This is a genomic window from Undibacterium sp. TJN25 (genome assembly GCF_049339885.1).
Lineage (GTDB): Bacteria > Pseudomonadota > Gammaproteobacteria > Burkholderiales > Burkholderiaceae_D > Undibacterium.
Window position 1 is genome coordinate 225,656 of sequence record NZ_JBMPPM010000001.1, and the last position, 14,018, is coordinate 239,673.

The 14,018-nt window shown below is 59.0% G+C and carries 15 protein-coding genes; 1 reads left to right on the top strand and 14 read right to left on the bottom strand.

Features of this window, described 5'->3' with window-relative positions:
• Positions 1-18: 18 nt before the first annotated feature.
• The 12 genes from gspF to ACO0LO_RS01070 all read right to left on the bottom strand — a co-directional run bounded on the left by gspF (position 19) and on the right by ACO0LO_RS01070 (position 11,305).
• Positions 19-1,239: a type II secretion system inner membrane protein GspF gene (gene gspF / locus ACO0LO_RS01015; RefSeq protein ID WP_422962328.1), complete on the bottom strand. Its 1,221-nt coding sequence runs from the start codon at positions 1,237-1,239 to the stop codon at positions 19-21.
• A 4-nt stretch (positions 1,240-1,243) separates the two neighbouring features.
• Entirely contained in the window at positions 1,244-2,674 is a 1,431-nt protein-coding gene (gspE, locus tag ACO0LO_RS01020) for a type II secretion system ATPase GspE (RefSeq protein ID WP_422962329.1), read from the bottom strand.
• Positions 2,671-4,914: a type II secretion system secretin GspD gene (gene gspD, locus ACO0LO_RS01025; protein WP_422962330.1), complete on the bottom strand. Its 2,244-nt coding sequence runs from the start codon at positions 4,912-4,914 to the stop codon at positions 2,671-2,673. Before gspD ends, gspE begins: the two co-directional genes overlap by 4 nt.
• Positions 4,911-5,684, bottom strand: coding sequence for a type II secretion system protein N (gspN, locus tag ACO0LO_RS01030; RefSeq protein ID WP_422962331.1), 774 nt, complete (start codon positions 5,682-5,684; stop codon positions 4,911-4,913). Before gspN ends, gspD begins: the two co-directional genes overlap by 4 nt.
• Positions 5,685-5,720: 36 nt before the next feature.
• Positions 5,721-6,260, bottom strand: a complete 540-nt coding sequence (gspM, locus tag ACO0LO_RS01035) for a type II secretion system protein GspM (RefSeq protein ID WP_422962332.1) — start codon at positions 6,258-6,260, stop codon at positions 5,721-5,723.
• Positions 6,257-7,579, bottom strand: a complete 1,323-nt coding sequence (gene gspL, locus ACO0LO_RS01040) for a type II secretion system protein GspL (RefSeq protein ID WP_422962333.1) — start codon at positions 7,577-7,579, stop codon at positions 6,257-6,259. The genes gspM and gspL overlap by 4 nt, the downstream gene beginning before the upstream one ends.
• Positions 7,580-7,670: 91 nt before the next feature.
• Entirely contained in the window at positions 7,671-8,702 is a 1,032-nt protein-coding gene (gene gspK / locus ACO0LO_RS01045) for a type II secretion system minor pseudopilin GspK (RefSeq protein WP_422962334.1), read from the bottom strand.
• Positions 8,703-8,707: 5 nt separating this feature from the next.
• Positions 8,708-9,340 (bottom strand): PulJ/GspJ family protein, encoded by a 633-nt coding sequence (locus tag ACO0LO_RS01050; protein ID WP_422962335.1) that lies wholly within the window; start codon positions 9,338-9,340, stop codon positions 8,708-8,710.
• A 25-nt stretch (positions 9,341-9,365) separates the two neighbouring features.
• Positions 9,366-9,770, bottom strand: a complete 405-nt coding sequence (gene gspI / locus ACO0LO_RS01055) for a type II secretion system minor pseudopilin GspI (protein WP_422962809.1) — start codon at positions 9,768-9,770, stop codon at positions 9,366-9,368.
• A 2-nt stretch (positions 9,771-9,772) separates the two neighbouring features.
• Positions 9,773-10,273, bottom strand: coding sequence for a GspH/FimT family pseudopilin (locus ACO0LO_RS01060; protein ID WP_422962336.1), 501 nt, complete (start codon positions 10,271-10,273; stop codon positions 9,773-9,775).
• A gap of 31 nt (positions 10,274-10,304) precedes the next feature.
• The gene (gspG, locus tag ACO0LO_RS01065; protein WP_422962337.1) at positions 10,305-10,784 is read right to left on the bottom strand and encodes a type II secretion system major pseudopilin GspG; all 480 of its coding nucleotides are present in this window, start codon (positions 10,782-10,784) and stop codon (positions 10,305-10,307) included.
• A 332-nt stretch (positions 10,785-11,116) separates the two neighbouring features.
• A complete protein-coding gene (locus ACO0LO_RS01070; protein WP_422962338.1) occupies positions 11,117-11,305 on the bottom strand; it encodes a DUF1289 domain-containing protein in 189 nt (62 codons plus the stop codon).
• A gap of 192 nt (positions 11,306-11,497) precedes the next feature.
• On the opposite strand from ACO0LO_RS01070, the gene ACO0LO_RS01075 reads away from it, so the two are divergent.
• Entirely contained in the window at positions 11,498-12,100 is a 603-nt protein-coding gene (locus ACO0LO_RS01075; protein WP_422962339.1) for a MarC family protein, read from the top strand.
• A gap of 15 nt (positions 12,101-12,115) precedes the next feature.
• On the opposite strand, the gene ACO0LO_RS01080 is transcribed toward ACO0LO_RS01075, so the two are convergent.
• Together ACO0LO_RS01080 and ACO0LO_RS01085 are read right to left on the bottom strand one after the other, a co-directional pair.
• Positions 12,116-12,925 carry an ABC transporter ATP-binding protein gene (locus ACO0LO_RS01080; protein ID WP_422962340.1) on the bottom strand — a complete coding sequence of 270 codons (810 nt, stop codon included), beginning with the start codon at positions 12,923-12,925 and terminating at the stop codon, positions 12,116-12,118.
• Positions 12,926-12,969: 44 nt separating this feature from the next.
• Positions 12,970-14,007 carry an ABC transporter substrate-binding protein gene (locus ACO0LO_RS01085; protein WP_422962341.1) on the bottom strand — a complete coding sequence of 346 codons (1,038 nt, stop codon included), beginning with the start codon at positions 14,005-14,007 and terminating at the stop codon, positions 12,970-12,972.
• Positions 14,008-14,018: the final 11 nt, after the last annotated feature.

A 14,018-nucleotide genomic window follows, 5' to 3' on the forward strand; every position in this document is an offset into this window, starting at 1 on the left:
CTGCCCGAGCAAATCGCCCTATCGGACCAGCTGGTTAATTTCGATAATAGGCATCAGCACCGCCAGCACGATCAGCAGCACCACGACGCCCATGGCCAGGATCAGCACCGGCTCCAGCAAACCCGCCATCGTCAGCGCGCGCCGCTCCAGATCCTGCTCCTGCGTATTGGCCGCGCGCTCCAGCATGGCCGGCAGTTCGCCCGTCACTTCGCCTGCCCGTATCATGTGGATCAGCATCGGCGGGAAATGCTTGTGCGAAGACAGCGCCCGCGCCAGGCCGACGCCTTCGCGCACGCTGGCCGTCGCCTCTTCCACCTGCATCCGCATCGCCACGTTGGCCAGCGTCTCGCGGCTGGTCTGCAAGGCGCGCAGGATGGGCACGCCCGAACCGGTGGTAATAGCCAGCGTACTGGCAAAGCGCGCGGTATTCAGGCTGCGCTCGAAGCGGCCGTACAACGGCACGTTCAGCAGCCAGGTATGCCAGCGTAATTTGATCGCCTCGTTTTTCAGCGCAGAACGCCAGCTGAAATAGACTGCTACAGCAGCCGCGGCGACAAACAGGCCGTAACTGCGCACGAAATCTGAAATGGCCAGCATGGCCACCGTCAGGAACGGCAGCTTCTGCTTGGTATTGGCAAACACCGATACAATCTGCGGCACGACATAGGTCAGCAGGAAAATCACGATCGCGAATGCGACCACGGTAACAATTGCCGGATAGGTAAACGCCAGTTTGACTTTTTGCACCAGCGCATTGCGCCGTTCTATGTAGTCCGCCAGCCGCGACAACACGCGCGACAGGTGGCCGATCTGCTCGCCCGACGCCACCAGACCGAGATAGAAATCGACAAAATCGTTGGGATGCTGCTTCAGCGCGTCCGATAGCGACGAACCTGCGTTGACCTCGGACCGTATCGATGCAATCAGATCGCGGATATAAGGACGCTCGGCCTGGTCCAGCAAAGCAGACAGGGCCTGTTCCAGCGGCAGGCCGGCTTCCAGCAGGCTGGACAGCTGGCGCGTGAACAAGGCCAGCTCCACGGTGGACAAGTGCTCGGCAAACATGCTGCGTTTGCGCTTGCCGGCGCTGTCCAGCTGCGTCGTGATCAGCTCGACGGTAATCGGCAGCAAACCCTGGGCGCGCAAGTCTCCGCGCGCCGCGCGGGCGCTGTCGGCGGTGAGAACGCCCTTCTTGGTCTGGCCGCCGCCGTCAACGGCTTCATATCGGAATGCTGGCACTGTTTTACTCTTTCGTCACACGCAGCAGTTCTTCGGGAGTGGTGATGCCGGCCTGCAGCCAGCGCTCGCCGTCTTCGCGCATGGTCGCCATGCCATCGCGCTGGGCCGCGGCCCGGATTTCCGCCTCTGCCGCCTGATGATGTATCTGCGACCGGATTGCGTCGGTAGTCAACAACAACTCATATACGCCGACCCGTCCCTGGTAGCCGGTCTGCCCGCACTGGTCACAGCCAACCGCATGCCAGGACTGGCCGTCGAAACGCTTGCAATGAGAACACAGCTTCCTGACCAGGCGCTGTGCGACCACGCCCAGCAGCGAAGAAGACAACAGGAAAGGCTCGATACCCATGTCCAGCAGCCGCGTCACCGCAGCGGCGGCATCGTTGGTGTGCAGCGTTGCCAGCACCAGATGGCCCGTCAGCGACGCCTGCACGGCAATCTGCGCCGTTTCCAGATCGCGAATCTCGCCTATCATGATGACGTCGGGATCCTGGCGCAGAATGGCGCGCAGCGCCTTGGCAAAGGTCATGTCGATGCGAGGATTGACCTGGGTCTGCCCCACCCCGGCCAGTTCGTACTCGATAGGGTCTTCCACTGTCAGAATATTGGTGGTGCCGGCGTTGACACGCGACAGGGCGGCATACAGCGTCGTGGTCTTGCCGGAGCCTGTCGGCCCCGTCACCAGCACGATGCCATGCGGCTGTGCAATCAGCTTGTCGAACTGCGGCAGCACATGGTCGCTCATGCCCAGGCTGGTCAAATCCATGCGGCCGGCTTCCTTGTCCAGCAAACGCAGCACCGCGCGTTCGCCGTGGCCGGTCGGCAGCGTGGAAACCCGCACGTCCACTGGCCTGCCGCCTATGCGCAGCGTAATCCGGCCGTCTTGCGGCAGGCGTTTTTCTGCAATGTCCAGTTGCGCCATGATCTTGATGCGCGATATCAGCGATGCATGCACGGCCTTCTTGGGCCGCACGATGTCGCGCAGCGATCCATCCACGCGGAAGCGCACGATGGAAATCTGCTCGAAAGGCTCGATGTGAATATCTGACGCGCCTTCCCTCAGCGCCTGCGTCAGCAAGGCATTGATCATGCGGATCACCGGCGCATCGTCTGCCGATTCCAGCAGGTCTTCCACCGCCGGCATATCCATCATCAGCTTGGCGAGATCCATATCGGATTCCACCTCGCCGACGACATCGGCAGCATCGCCGCCGGAACCGGCATAGGCGCGCGCGATCACCTGCAGCAATTCTTCATGCGGCATCACGTTCAGCTTGACCTTGCCGAAACGCCTCCCCACTTCGGCAATTGCGGTCGGCTTGGTCTGAGCAGACACCGACAGCTCCACCAGGGCCGCGCTATTGTTTGCATCGCGGCTGGCCAGGATGGCAAAGTCGCGCGCAAAACCATAAGACAAAAGACGGTTATCGATCATTCTTTGTTCACAGGCGCCGGGTTATCGGAAGGAACAGGAGTCGGAACTGGCACCGGCACGAGTATCGGCGCCGGCTTTGTTGCTAACGGTTCCGCCGGTTTATTCGCTGGTATCGTCAACGGCGTTACCATCAGTCTACCTTTCTCTACGTTCGGAAACAAAGGTGCGGCGCCGCCTTCTGCAGGAGCAATCTGCGCCTTCATGTAGTCATAACGATCAACCGATACGTTGGTACCCTGATCTCCAGTGCGTAGTACCGTCGGCCGCAGGAAAACCATCAAATTGGTCTTGGTACGCTTGCCGCTCTGGTATTTGAACAGATTGCCGACGAAAGGAATATCACCCAACACCGGCACTTTTTCGTTGGACTCGGTGGAATTGTCATCAATCAGGCCGCCCAGTGCAACAATGTCGCCGTCTTCTGCCAGTACATTGGTCTCAATTGATCGCTGGTTGGTAATAATGCCGGCAGGGTTGGTGGCGCTATCCACACTGGATACTTCCTGGAAGATGCTCAGCTTGACGGTGCCTCCTTCGGAAATCTGCGGCTTTACGCGTAACTTGATACCGACGTCCTTGCGTTCTATCGTCTGAAACGGGTTCACGCCTGCCGCGCCCGTGGCAGCCGAAGTCGTGAACTGGCCGGTGATGAACGGCACATTCTGACCAACAATGATGCGCGCCTCTTCATTATCCAGCGTCAGCAGCGTAGGAATAGACAGCACGTTGGTGCCGCCCGCGCTTTCCAGCGCATGCGCCAGCGCACCGAGGCCAAGCTGGCCGCCGATCTGGCGGAACAGCCCCACCGTCAGGCCATTGCTGACTGAGGCAGCAGCAGCCTTGCCGCCGGCCGCTAACTGGATCAGGTTATCGCCGCCGGTGGAAAAAGCCGTGCCGCCACCGACACGGTAGTTGCTGCTACTGTTGCCCGTCAGCGCCAGCCACTGCACGCCGAATTCATTGGCCTTGGTTGCCGTCACTTCAACGATCAGCGTTTCTATATACACCTGGGCGCGACGCGCATCCAGCTGGTCTATTACGCCGCGTATGTTGCGGTACATGGCTTCGCTAGCGGTAATCACCAGCGTATTGGTCGCCGCGTCCGCCTGGATGAAGCCGCCTGCGCCGCCACCCGACGATGTACCTGTGTTGCTTGAAGACGATGGCAGCGAACCCGAGGAACCGCCGCTCAGGCTGCTGGAGGAGCCCGAAGAAGACGAGAACGACGACGAGTTACCACCGCCGCCAGACGTTGACGACGTATTCTGCGACAACGTAGAGCCGCTATCCTTGGGCAAGGAGGTGTCCTGCGTGATGATGGAACGCAGGGTCTGTGCCAGTTTGACTGCTTCCGCATTTTTCAGGTACACCACGTGCACATTGCCGGGCAGCGCGGTCGGCTGGTCCAGTTTGCCTATCAGCGTCTTGACCAGACCGGCGCGCGCCACCGAAGGCGCCTTGATCAGGATGGAATTGGTGCGCGGGTCGGCCAGCAGCACCGTGCGGCCGCTCTCGCCGGCGCCCGCTGCGCCACCGGCATCCGTCAGGCGCGTGACCATCGCCGCGATATCGCTGGCGATCGCATGCCTGATAGGCACCACGTCCATGTCACTGATGGAAGGCACATCCAGCGATGCAATAATCTTGCCCAGGCGTTTCAGATTGTCCGCGTAATCGGTAATGACGACGGAATTATTACCGGGGTTGGCATTGATCGTATTGTTGGGTGAAATCAGCGGACGCAGCACCGTGACTACATTATTGGCCGACTCATAATCGAGACGGAAAATCTGCGTCGCGATCTGGTCGCCCTTCACTGCCGAAGTCTGTATCGGCGCGGGTTGCAGCTTGGCATCCGCCTCAGGCACGACCTTCGCATAGCCGTCGCCGACCACGACCGAATAGCCCTGCAGGCGCAGCGTCGATGTCAGCAGCTTGAATGCCTGCTCCTTGCTCAGCGGTTTTTCCGACACCATCGTGATCTGCCCCTTGACGCGCGGATCGATGATGAAGGTCGTTCCCGTGTAATGGCCGATGGCCTTGACCACCGATTCGATGTCCGCGCTGACAAAGTTCAGCGCCACCGTATTTTGCGAAGGATCCTGCGCGTAGGCGGCAGGAACGCTGCCTGCGAGGATTGCCGCGCTCAATGCAGCAGCAGCCGGCAGGCGGCGCCAGTGCACGGTGTGCCCAGAATGGAAGGAAACTTGCATGGATGTGGTCAATCGATTTTTTTTCATTTGAACTCTAACGCTATCACGTCTTTATCGCCGACTCTACGGCGCTGTCCCAGCAAATTCAACAAATTTGCCAACCTGTCTTCCTGTCCTGCCTCTGCCTCTGCCTGCCCCGAAAAGTGCAGCCGCCCGTCCACCAGATTACCCTTGCCGCTCAACAGCATCGGCCCTTTCAGGGTCTTCAATTCGATATCCGCCGTCTGTCCGCGCCAGTCGAAACCCAGTCCATACGTGCCCAGCGGCTTGACAGGCGACAGGCGCGACGCCATGTCCCTCATTTCCAGCTGCATGGCGCCCAGCACGTCGACCTTGCCGGTCTGCCGCACAAACTGCAGCGAATTCCACGTCAGGCTGAGCTGCCCCGACAAGCCCACGGTATTCAACGGCGCGCCCAGGCCCTGCAAACGTTCCGGCGGTAACAGCAGAGTGGCCGGGCTAAGCTGCCACTGGCTCCAGCTGCCTTGCAGCCTGACCGGCTGCGACAGCGCAACCGGGTTTTCTATCTGCACGTCTACCTGCCCTACCAGCACCAGCGGTGAAATCCGCCATGAAAAACGTCCTGCAAACAAGGGCGTTACCGGGCCCGATCCGCCAGCCGCGCCGCCGATAAAAGCGGACCCGCGCCAAAAGCTTCCCTGTGCATCGCCCAGCGTAATCCTGCCCAGCGTCTGCTTTTCCACCAATGCCGCCATCCAGGTTGCAGGCAGGAACCAGGCGACCGTCAGCGCGGCGCTCAGGATTGCCGCGAGTATCCAGATAAAAGGACGCCTCACGCCTTTTCTCCCGGTCCGGTCCGGCGGCGCAAACACTCAGCCCGCATTTCTTTGCTGCCTTAGCGTCAGGCTTACACTGACCATACCCGGTTCAGGCAGCGAAGTTACGCGTGCCTCATCCACGCTCAGGCGCGCGGATTTCTGCATTTCCAGCAGCCATTCCATCAGGCCCGAATAGGCAATCGACGGCAATTGCACCCGCACGATATCATCCGACACCGCCAGCGTCTGCGCCTTGGCCGACCAGCGCGCCAGCGAGGTTTCCAGTGTTTCACGGGTGATGGCGGGAATATTTTCCGCCATGGCCGTATTCAATTGCGCACTCTGCTTGCTGAGCACTGCCATTTCGGCAACCTGCTGGCGTAACTGCGGTATCTGTTTTTGCAGGTCGGCCCGGCCTGACAGCGCCGGGTCAATCAGCACGCTGTAGACAATTGCCGCGGCCACCACCAGAAAAGAAATAATGAGCATGCGGCGTTCGCGCGCATTCCTCTGCTGCCAATATGCAAGCGCACTATCCCTGGCAAATGACAGGAAGGACCCCTGCTGTTCGTGGGCTAACTGGTCTGTCTTCAATTCCTGCTCCTGTTGGCGGCATTACCTGCGCCGGCAGCCGTGATTGCTGTGGTTGGCTTGATCTGCAAAACGCCGTCGGCTGAAGATACCAGCGCCAGCGACTGTTCCGCCAGGGCAGCACGCAACTGCTCTACCGGCAGCATGCCCTGCGCCTTGACCTTGACGAACAGGCTACGTTCGCGATATTCCATGGAAATCACACTGACCGTGCCGGCCGCAGCAAATACCCGGTCCCACACTTGCGAAAATTGCGCCGCCATCACCACGAAATCATCCGGCGACGATTGTCCTGCGAGTTTTCTGGACAGGCTGATTTTTTGTTTCATCTGATCCAGCGGACGCAGCACTGTTTCCTTCGGATAGCTGGCGCGGAAGGATTGTGTCAGCGAATCGCTGAGTCCTTTTGCCTCGCGCTTCATGCTCATCCACTCGATATTCAGCCCCAGCACATTGACCAGCAGCGCCGCGGCCCCCAGCAGCAAAGGCCAACGCCAGGCGCGCAGATCAAGCTTGTTTGCATCCGGCAAAGAAACGCCTTCCATCAGGTCCAGCGCAGACTTGCCGCCAGCCGACAGGACGCCCGCTGTCGCAATGCGCGCAGCCCAGCTGGACTGCTTTACCGTGACGCGCGACGCCAGCGAAGCATCATGCTCGCACGCCTGCTGGTAGTCCGGCTGCTGCAAGGCCGGCACGTACAGCGTCAGCTTGCCTTCCGGCGCAAACAACTGGAGCGCCTGCACTACTTCCGCGACCGCATGCTGATCGCCTTCCGGCGTCAGCGTCAGGCCGAAACCCTCCAGCGCAGCCGAGCGCAACGCGAATTCCACAGCCCCGTGGTCACTATTGATGAATACGCTACTGGCGTCCGGCGCCAGTTCAAAACACAGCTGGCTGGCGTAAGCAGACACCTTTCTTGCGCCAAAGCCGAGCACTGCGCCAGCCAGGAATTCCATCCATTTTTTATCCACCGCGGCTACGGTGCAACTGCCGTCCTGCACAGAGGTGGATACCAGCACTGCGCCGGCAGGGTCGCTGGCGAGCTGGTCTTCCACCAAATTGGGCAATGCTGCTTTCAGCCTTGCAGCGGACAAAGGAGGTGCCTTGATCTGCAGCACCGTCACATCGCTGGCCGCCAATAACATCACTACCTGGCGCGCCTTGGGAATAAATTCCGCCATCTGGGCAAACGGCCGCTCGCCATGCTGTTGCAACAGCCCCTCATTCGACATCAGCGCAAACGGGCAGCCAAGCGACATCCAGTCGCCCTGCGCGCCGGCGACGGTTTTTGACGGCAACGATATATACAGTGTGCTTAGCATGTTATTTTCTGTTTTCCTGCTCTGGCTGCCTTGCAGCTTTGGCGGCGCAATGTGTATTGGGCAGCCTTTGGTTTCGCGGTCATCATCGACATCAGTTCTCTTTCACCCACAGGATAGTGGTCGTCAGGCCGGCCCTTTCTATCAGCGCATTCGTGTCCAGCCAGGAGCGGCTCAGCCTGACCTTGCCGTTGACGATAAAATAACTTGTGCTGGTCGCCATGTCGCTGTCCGTCACACTGGTCAGCTTGTCTGGAAAACGCTGCCTGAGGTCGGACAGGCTCAGGAAATGCGCCCTGTCTCGGCTGGCAACGATCGCGGCCGCATCCGACATCGACAAACCCTCGACCCGCGCCGACAGCACCTCGGCCGGCGCAGTATTGACGTTGATCGGCGTGGCGCGCGGCAACACCGTCACAAAATCCCTTAATTTCTGCACCATCATCGGGGTAAAGCCGGCCACCGATAATAAATCATCCAGCTGAGCAAAACGCAAGAATTGTACTTCAGGAAGCCCTGCCGTCGATGAGGTATTTGACAAGTCGGGCACGCTGGACGTACTGACCGGCCCTACCGTGCCGCTACCGGAACTGGCCCCTGCCGCGGCAGCCTTGGCCTGCGACAGCGCTATGCTGGACGCCGCGGCCTGCGCCAGCGAAGTTTCTATCTTCAGGTTATCAAGCAGCTTGGCAAATACAGCGGTCTCGCGGGCGCTGGCCTCCCCATTCACCGCCAGATTGGTCAGGTTGAAGCGGGATTGGGCATCGACTACATGGCCGGATAGCGTTGCATCGCTGTCTTCGCTGTCGCTGCGGCCGTTTTCCACATACTGGTCCAACCGGGTTTCTTCCAGGTTCACCGCCCAGGGTTCGCCCAGCCAGTCCACCGTCGAATGCGCGGCATCTTCGCGCAGGATCAGCCTTACCCAGTCCAGCGCCCCGCGCATCACCCATTTCTTTTGCAGCTGCAAACGCTGGTTTTCTATCGAACGCACCTGCACCTGCTGCTGCCAGAACAGGCTGGCGACAATCGTGATGGCCAGCGTCGTCAGCAGCAATGCCGTCACCACGGCAACACCGCGCTGCCGCGCCGGTGGCGTTGGCGCAAGCCGGCGAGTATTCTTCACGCCGCTCATACCGCCCCCACCAGAAACACCTTCAGCATCGGCCGCTCCTGCCCTATCATCTGCAGCGAGACTTCCAATCCCTTCTTGGAGGCCGCGGCCTTGATGCCGCCGCTGGAATCCGCTTCAGGAAGATCGCTGCCTGCAATGCGCCAGCCCAGCTCGTTCACATTCCAGGTGCGCATGGCAAGCGCGGCGATATTGGTCTGCAATACGACAACAGGCATATTGTCATTGTCGCTCAGCGCGTTTTGCCAATCAGAATCCAGTTCATGCAGGTCGCGCGTGGGCAAGGACTCCCTCCGGCTCAAGACGCCATCCTGCAGCTTATAGGCAACCACTTGCAGCCGCGTCGGCTGGTTGTCGTCATAGACAGTGCGGATCAGCGTCAGCCGCTGCTGTGACGCGCGCAGCGTTTCCCTGACAGGCAGCAAATCCGGACCGGCCACATGCTCGCTATCGTTTTCCAGTTGCGCAAAACTGATCTGCGTGCCCCTGGTCTGCTCCATGGAGCTGGTCAAGGCCACCCTGGCCCGGACGATACTATCCAGTCCGCGCCAGCCCAGCACGGCCACAATGGCCAATATCGTGATGGCGACCAGCAGCTCGACCAGCGTAAAACCGTGCTGATTTTCAGGCACCGCACACCCATCCTTTACAACGCGCTCAGATGGCATTCGGCACCACCTGCGTCAGCTTGACGATACGTCTTTCAGGATGCTGCGCATCCACCACCGATACCTCGACCCGGCGAAACAGCGCATTCGGTGTGGGCAATACCTGTTCCTGGCAAGTCAGGTTCAATTCACCCTGGGAGCAGTCGAAAGAGCGGTCGCCCAGCGCCGGCCACTCCTTGCCCAGGCGTATTTGCGCCAGACGATTTTCGGCAGACCAGGTCGCCATCATCGCGGCGCGCAAATCATTGCTGTTCTGCGTCAAGCTGCCGACCGCGCGCAGGCTGGCGCCCAGTGCGGTGCCGACGATGACCAGCGCCACCAGCACTTCCAGCAGAGTAAAGCCGGACTGCAGGCGGGGCCGGAAGCCGGCGCGAAAGGAAGGAAGGGCTTGCATCATTATTCGACGACAAAATGGCCTACGCCATCCGCCCTGATGAGGACTTTGTCTTCGCCGACTGCCAGCGTCAGCGCAAACGGCTTGTCCACCGGTTCGCGGCCAAAGGTGATGCGCAAATTATCGTCATTGGAGGCGAGCGCAGGCTCAATAAACAGCTGTACCGGGCTAAGCACAAAATCCCGCTCACGCAGCAGTTCAACGTCGTGTATGGGCTCCCAGCCCTGGTCGCCGCGCACCAGGAAACGGTAGCTCGCAGGCCCGGCTTCAAAGGCGATAGGCCGGTTGCGCACAATCGCTTCTTCGCGCGCCATCTGCAGCAACAGGGCAATCCTTTGTGCGTCATTTTGCAGACGCTGGCGGCTATTGGGCAAGGCGTTGAACGAGACGACACCCAGCATGATGCCGACTATCACCAATACCACCAATAGTTCCAGCAGCGTGAAGCCGCGCTGCCCAGCTTGCCTGCCCTGCTGCTTGCGCCGCGCGCCGATGTTGACCACTAAAGATTATCCGCTTGCTGTATCGGTAAATTTACAGGTCCCACGAACCTATGTCCGCATCATTGCCGGTGCCGCCCGGCTGGCCGTCGGCTCCGAGCGAGAATACTTCCACTTCTCCACGGATGCCGGGGGAAAGATACTGGTAGGGATTGCCCCAGGGATCCTTGGGCAATTTGTCGATATAGCCACCACTCTTCCAGCCGTTGGCTGCCGGGCCGCTGGTCGGCTTGGTGATCAGTGCCTGCAAACCCTGTTCGGTCGTCGGAAAACGGCTGTTGTCCAGTTTATAAAGATTCAGCGTATTCATCAGTGTCGCGATATCCGACCTCGCCGCAGTAATGCGGGCATCGTCGGTACGGCCCATCAGCTTGGGCACCACCAACGCCGCCATGATACCGATGATCACGACCACGACCATGATCTCCACCAGCGTAAATCCGCGGCTGCTGCGGTTTGCCAATGCACGACTACGCGCCTGGCCTGATGTACCGCCTGAAAATTGATAGCTCATAAATTAATTAAATAATAATACTAAAAACAAAAAGGTGATAAGTCTGCTGACAAAAATGCTATCACGGATTAAGCCGCATGCTGTCAAACCGGGACAAAATTCTCAAGCGCTTTTACTTGTCTTTACATCGGCAAACCCGAATAAAAATGTGCCTGACAGCAATTTAAGGCAACGAGTGCCAGCATACTACACTATGTATATTTCATTACCATAACAAGCGGTTCAAGGAAGTTATGGAACTGTTGCAGCACAGTCTACTCTCAGGCGGCCGGCAGCAAAGCCGCTCTGCAAAAAGGTCTATGCGTGCAGGCTCTTTGCATTCCCTGTTTGCGCTATCTATTCCGGCGCGGATACCCTTCGGCCAGAATACGTTCCCAGACCGTGTTTTTCTGTTCTGCCGACATGAATACCCAGTCGGCCACTTCTGCTACCGTGCGGCCGCAGCCGCGGCAAACATCGTCAAAGGTAGTGGAGCAAACTGCTACGCAGGGAGTGTCCGGCCGTTCTTTTTTCTCATTCATCGTATTGCGTATTTACTATCGGTTATTAAAACAAAAATTCTCATGCGCATGCGGCTCCCGCCGCCATTTTGCCAATACTAGCCTTAATCGGCCGCTTTTGGCGCGATGCCCCTAGCCTTACCTGCGAATTTGCTTGAAGGACATGGTCGAATGCCCTACGATGCGCACTGACCGCCCAACAATATAATTCCGATGCGCCAAGATTTTTTCCAATCCTTCATCCTGCTGATCCTGGTGACCGATCCGTTCGGCAACGTGCCCATCTTCGTCAGTGCCCTGTCGCATGTGTCTCCCGAGCGTCGCTGGAGGGTGGTTGTGCGCGAGTGCGCCATCGCCTTCGTACTGCTGTTGTCCTTCATGTTTTTCGGCAAACACTTTCTGACAGCCTTGCAACTGAGCGACGTTTCCTTGCGCATAGGCGGCGGCGTGATCCTGTTCCTCATCGCATTGCGCATGGTATTCCCACAGCAAGGCGGTATTTTCGGCGATATCGAGGGAGACCACGAGCCTTTTATCGTGCCGCTGGCAATTCCTGCCCTGGCAGGCCCATCCGCGCTGGCAACCGTACTGCTGTTTTCGTCCAGCAGCCAGCTGGACGTGGTAGTCCACGTTGCGGCGCTGACCGCTGTTGCCATCGTCTGGCTGCTGGTGCTGCTCAGTGCGGAGCGCATGCAGCGGGTTTTGGGCGAGCGGGCGATGACGGCATTTGAAAGGCTGATGGGCCTGATCCTGACCGCGATGTCGGTGGAAATGCTGCTGGCCGGCATACGCGACTACCTTAAAACCCTGTCCTGAGACTGTCCGAAGCACTCAGGCCAGGACTTTTTGCTGCTGATAGCCTTTCAGCACTTCTTCCCGTAACACTGCCCAGATCTGCGCATGAAGCTCCACAAAGCGCAGGTCGGTACGTATTTCCGCCACGTCGCGCGGTCTGGGCAGGTCTATGTTGAATTCCCCTATCGGGTGCGTGCCAGGCCCGGCTGACAATACAATTACCCGGTCGGACATGGCAATTGCCTCGTCCAGGTCATGCGTAATGAATAGCACCGCCTTTTTGCGCGCCTGCCACAGCGCCAGCAATTCATTCTCCATCAACTGCCGTGTTTGTATGTCCAGTGCGGAAAAAGGTTCATCCATCAGGATGATGTCCGGATCCATGATCAGCGTTTGGGCCAGTGCGACACGCTTGCGCATGCCGCCGGACAACTGGTGTGGATAGCGGTCGCCGAAACCCTGCAAGCCTACCCGCGCCAGCCAGCTCTCGCCGTCCGCTTTTGCCTGCTCTTGGGCAATGCCCTTGAATTTCAGACCAGCGGTGACGTTTTCCAGCGCCGTCTTCCAGGGCATCAGCGCTTCGGCCTGGAACATGTAGCCGGCGCGCCGGTTGATACCCTTCAAAGGCTCGCCGAATACCTGCACATTGCCGCTGGACGGCGCCAGCAGGCCGGCGCCGATATTGAGCAGCGTGGATTTGCCGCAGCCGGTGGGCCCGACGACAGAAACAAACTCGCCCGGCGCAATCGCCAGCGTGGTATCGGCAACCGCCGTATGGCGTTGCCGGCTGTCTTCCCGGGAAACGAAGGTGCAACTGATATTGTCGAACAAGAGCGCAGGAGTCATGGCTGTCGGCATCTTGAGTTACTTGTATGAACTGCTTATATGGATTACTTGTATTTCTGGTTTGCCTTGGCGACAAAGGTGTTGGTGTAAGTACGGCTCAGGTCGATACTCTTGCCGGCCAGGTCGGGCTCAAAGGTTTGCAGCGCCTTGAGCATCGTCTTTGTGCCGGAATCGGGGATGACGCCGTCCGGCGACAAGGCTTCCCTGACCTTCATGAAGGCATCCAGGTACAAGGCGCGGTCTCCCAGCAGATAGGACTCCGGCACTACCTTGACGATATCGGAAGGGCCGGCTTTTTGCAGCCATTTCAGCGCACGCACCATGGCATTGGTAAGCGCCTGCGTGGTGTTAGGATTTTTCTTGATAAAAGCTTCCGGCGCATACAGCGTCGCCGCCGGCATCATGCCGCCAAAGATGCTGTTGGTATCTTTCAGCGTGCGCGTATCGGCGATCACTTTCACCTCATTTTTCTGTTCCAGCATCGTGATGACCGGATCCAGGTTGGCCATCGCATCAATCTGGCCGGAGCGCATTGCCGATAAGGCGCCTGCGGCGGCGCCCACGCCGATAAAAGACACGTCGCTTGGTTTCAGCCCTGCGCGCGCCAGCACGAAGCTGGCCATCATATTGGTAGACGAGCCGGGTGCGGTGACGCCTATCTTCTTGCCCTTCAGGTCGGCGACGTTTTTGTAGTTCGGCAGCGTCTTGTTACTGGCCAGCATGACAATTTGCGGCGCCCGGCCCTGCAGCACAAAGGCGGTAATCGCCTGGCCCTTGGCCTGCATGTTGATGGTGTGCTCATAGGCGCCGGAGACGATATCGGCGCTACCGCCGACCATCGCCTGCAAGGCCTTGGCGCCGCCGGCAAAATCGCTGATCTCTACCTGCAGACCCTCATCCTTGAAATAACCCAGCTGCTCGGCGATGGTCAGCGGCAGATAGTAGAACAGGTTCTTGCCGCCGACGGCAATGGAAACCTTGGGTTTTTCCAGCGTCTGCGCAAACAGCAGCTGCGTCGTGAAATAGCCGAATAAAAAGATGACGAGTGCAATGGCAAACTGCTTTAAAAAGCTTTTATTCATGTTGTCTCCTG

What these genes read in the sequence shown, in the direction of transcription:
- ACO0LO_RS01075 (WP_422962339.1), top strand. Translation starts at nt 11,498, where the DNA reads ATGCGCCAAGATTTTTTCCAATCCTTCATCCTGCTGATCCTGGTGACC.
- gspD (WP_422962330.1), bottom strand. Translation starts at nt 4,914, where the DNA reads ATGAAAAAAAATCGATTGACCACATCCATGCAAGTTTCCTTCCATTCT.
- ACO0LO_RS01085 (WP_422962341.1), bottom strand. Translation starts at nt 14,007, where the DNA reads ATGAATAAAAGCTTTTTAAAGCAGTTTGCCATTGCACTCGTCATCTTT.
- gspG (WP_422962337.1), bottom strand. Translation starts at nt 10,784, where the DNA reads ATGAGCTATCAATTTTCAGGCGGTACATCAGGCCAGGCGCGTAGTCGT.
- gspL (WP_422962333.1), bottom strand. Translation starts at nt 7,579, where the DNA reads ATGCTAAGCACACTGTATATATCGTTGCCGTCAAAAACCGTCGCCGGC.
- ACO0LO_RS01070 (WP_422962338.1), bottom strand. Translation starts at nt 11,305, where the DNA reads ATGAATGAGAAAAAAGAACGGCCGGACACTCCCTGCGTAGCAGTTTGC.
- gspE (WP_422962329.1), bottom strand. Translation starts at nt 2,674, where the DNA reads ATGATCGATAACCGTCTTTTGTCTTATGGTTTTGCGCGCGACTTTGCC.
- gspI (WP_422962809.1), bottom strand. Translation starts at nt 9,770, where the DNA reads ATGCAAGCCCTTCCTTCCTTTCGCGCCGGCTTCCGGCCCCGCCTGCAG.
- ACO0LO_RS01080 (WP_422962340.1), bottom strand. Translation starts at nt 12,925, where the DNA reads ATGACTCCTGCGCTCTTGTTCGACAATATCAGTTGCACCTTCGTTTCC.